Source organism: Pirellulales bacterium (assembly GCA_035939775.1).
Taxonomy (GTDB): domain Bacteria; phylum Planctomycetota; class Planctomycetia; order Pirellulales; family DATAWG01; genus DASZFO01.
Genome location: DASZFO010000090.1, coordinates 1 through 3,399, shown reverse-complemented (window position 1 = coordinate 3,399; position 3,399 = coordinate 1). Strand labels below are relative to the sequence as shown.

3 protein-coding genes are annotated in these 3,399 nt (G+C 60.5%); 2 read left to right on the top strand and 1 reads right to left on the bottom strand.

The window, feature by feature from the left end; all coding sequences use genetic code 11:
- Positions 1-1,222 (top strand): glycoside hydrolase family 92 protein (locus VGY55_05380; GenBank protein ID HEV2969404.1); only part of this gene is annotated, 1,222 nt, incomplete at its 5' end.
- A 443-nt stretch (positions 1,223-1,665) separates the two neighbouring features.
- Complete coding sequence (locus tag VGY55_05375) at positions 1,666-2,166, top strand: DinB family protein (GenBank protein ID HEV2969403.1); 501 nt, start codon at positions 1,666-1,668, stop codon at positions 2,164-2,166.
- An 81-nt stretch (positions 2,167-2,247) separates the two neighbouring features.
- Here the strand turns inward: VGY55_05375 and VGY55_05370 are convergent, their stop codons facing one another.
- Positions 2,248-3,090: an alpha/beta hydrolase gene (locus tag VGY55_05370; protein ID HEV2969402.1), complete on the bottom strand. Its 843-nt coding sequence runs from the start codon at positions 3,088-3,090 to the stop codon at positions 2,248-2,250.
- Positions 3,091-3,399 lie beyond the last annotated feature (309 nt).

Genomic DNA, 3,399 nt, shown 5'->3' with positions numbered 1-3,399 from the left:
TCTTGGCTTTGATGGGCAGGTACACCGGGCCGCCGGGTTCCGTTTCTACACCGATATGTCGTTGTGGGACACGTTCCGGACGACGCATCCGCTGTTTACGTGGATTGCGCCTGCCGAGCAGCGCGACATGCTGGTCTCGCTTACAGAGATGGCGAAGCAAGGAGGCTATCTGCCGCGCTGGCCGTCGGGAAATGGGTACACCAATTCGATGTTCGGCACCCCGGCGGACATGGTCGTCGCGGAAGCGTACCTCAAGGGCATTCACGATTTCGATGTCGAGGCCGCGTATCAGGCGATGCGCAAGACGGCTCTGGGCCCGACGGAGAAGACGCGGTTTTCGGGCCGGGCCGGGATCGAGGACTATTTGCATTTCCACTATTGCCCGTCCGACCGCATGCGCCATTCCGTGGCGAGCACCTTGGAGTACTGCTATGCCGATTACGCGATAGCTCGTCTGGCGGAGGCGCTGGGCCACCGCGAAGACGCCGCACGGTTCGCCGCGCACGCGCAGTACTATCGCAATCTCTGGAATCCCCAGACCCAATACTTCCAGCCGCGCGATGCCCACGGCACGTTCTTCGCCGATTTTCGACCAGAGCTCTTGACCTATCAGGACCCCAGCGGCAAGTACACGGGCGCCTATGTCGAAGGCAGCGCCTTGCAATGGCGCTGGGCGGTTCCGTTTGACGCCCCTGGGCTTGTGTCCCTGTTCCGGAGCCCTGCCTATTTCGTCGAGGAACTGGAGCAATTCTTCGCCAAATCCACCCCGGCTGTCGGGGCCTTGCCCAACGCGTATTACTGGCACGGAAACCAGCCCGACCTTTACGCCGCGTTCTTTTTCAACAGCGCGGGGCGTCCCGATCGGACGCAAAAGTGGGCACGCTGGATTCTCGAAACGAAGTACGGCGATCGGGAGAACGGTTTGGACGGCAACGACGATGGCGGCTGCCTCTCGGCATGGTACGTGTTCGCTTCGATCGGCCTGTTTCCCACCGCTGGGACGGACCGCTACGAAATTGCCAGCCCGTTGTGGCAGCGGGCCGAAATCAACCTCGGAAAGCAGCGTCTGTCCATCGTCGCCGACAATTTTGCCCGCGATCACGTGTACGTGCAAAAGATCCTGCTCAACGGCACGCCGCTCAACCGCCGCTGGCTCAAGCACGATGAAATCGCCGGCGGCGGCGTGCTGCGGTTCGAGATGGGCCCTAAACCCGCTCCCTGAACGATGGCGCGGGACGACTCAGCGGATAAGGCTTTTGCTCTGGATGCGTTCCAATCGCGACGCCGTGTTTTCCGGCGACCAGGGCCACGTCTTCACGAACAGTCGCGGCAATAAGCTCAGCCGCGGTTGGCTCTCCCGATCGTGTTGGAGTGGCAGCGCATTCACGTTGCGTTCGTGATGAACAGTCAAAGGGCCTCAACCACTTGCTTGTTCCGTGCAGGCGAATTTGTGGTGATCGAGTAGTTTCTTGCCCTTAGCCGTGCCTCGCACAAGCTTTGCTCGGTCAATTCGCACCTCTGAAATGGCCGCAACCCGTTGACAAAATTGGCAATTTCGCTCATTGACGAGCCTACGGCGGCCGCTTATTATTCGTGCAATTTGATTAGAGAATCACAAGTTCGGCCAAAAGCATTCGACATTCTCCCTATGGGGAGGTGGACCTCATGAACTACGCCGAAACGATCCTACCCGAGTTCGACCGGGAGATGACGAACACGCGGAAGGTGCTGGAGCGTGTTCCCGAGAACAAGCTGGATTGGCAAGCCCATCCCAAATCCCACACGATCGGCTGGAACGCCAACCACCTCGCCGAGATTCTGGGCTGGGTTGAAGGGTGGCTCACGGGACCCTCGTGGGACTTCGCCCCGATCGGAGGCGAACCCTATCAGTCCCCGAAGCTGACGAGTTGTCAGGAGATCCTCGACCTATTTGATCGGAACGTCGCCGCGGCCAGGAAGGCGATCACGGCAGTGAAAGACGACCAGATGACGCAGCCGTGGTCGCTGCTCAAGGCGGGAACAACGATATTCACCATGCCGCGAGCGGCCTTGATTCGAGGCTTCGTCCTCAACCATCTGATCCACCACCGTGCGATCCTGTGCGTCTATCTCCGCCTGAACAACATTTCTGTTCCCGGGATGTATGACCCGTCAGGGGATGAATAAGGGCCGAAGCGCAGCCGGGCGTGGCCGACAGGCAGGCCGAGCACGCCTCCGAGCTGAATTCTCATGGCGCGACTCCGATGATTACTTTGGGTCGTTGGCGTCGATGAACGTGACGACGCTTTCGAGGTACTCCTTGGGCATGTAGGGAAAAGCGATCGCCGTCAGGTGCGATTTGCCCGGCAGTACGACGCTCTTGAAGTTCTTGAGCTCGCGCTGCATGCGATGCGTCTTGGCGTTGGGGCCGTCGAATTCGCCGTTGATCGCAATGACAGGGAATGTGATGGTGGTCAAGTCGAGCTTCGGTCCGGCGGGGCGGGCGAAGAGGCCGGCTGGCCGCGCCGGCGGCGGGGCACTCGCCTGCTTCTCCGCTTCCTCCCGTGTGGCGCCGTTGTCCATGGCGCGGCGGATGCGGAGTTGGCGGCTCACTTCATCTTCTTTGGGGTCGCGCCCTTTTTTGTCGACTGGAACCTTGGCGCGCATTTCGGGGTCGACCTCGGCGATCCCCGATCCGCCAAAGCCCGCGCTGATGAAACGATCGGGGATCTTGGCCATGAGCTGGCCGACGATCATGCCGCCCATGGAGTAGCCGTGAAAATGAGCCTTTTGGATCTTCAGGTGATCGATGAGCTCGACCACGTCGTCGGCCTTGCCGGGACCGCCGGGCTGGGGCTTGTCGCTCTTGCCGTGGTTGCGGCAATCGAGCGCGATGACCTGATGGTTTTTGGCCAGAGCCTGGGCGACGCCATTGCGAAACCAGTTGCCGTCGGCGTTGCCGGTGTAGCCGTGGATCAAAACGATCGGCGTGCCCTTGCCTAGGGTCACATAATGGATTTTCACGCCGTCCTTGGTGGTGAAGAACGCATCTGTCTTCACATCGTCCGCATAGAGATGGCCGGCCGATAACACGAGGGCCAGCGCGCCCAAGAGCAACTTTGTGCGCCCCATCGCAACCTCCAATTGGTATAGAAACTGACGGCTTGCCAGGCGTCCAGGTTATTGGTTGACTGGTGCTGGTAGTGTAAAGTCGCCGCCCTCCGGCAAGCAAGAAGAAAATGGCGGCGGCTGCCAGAGGCCCAGTCAGGACAACTCAAAGCTCGACGCCGATGATCTTGCTCGATTTGCCCGCCAGGTTTAGCACGACCTCCGGCTGGCCGCCAGGAACCTCGACGAGCATGGGCGAACTCCAGGCTTTGGCAGTGCCCGCGAGCTTCCAGGCCTCCGAGCCATCCGATT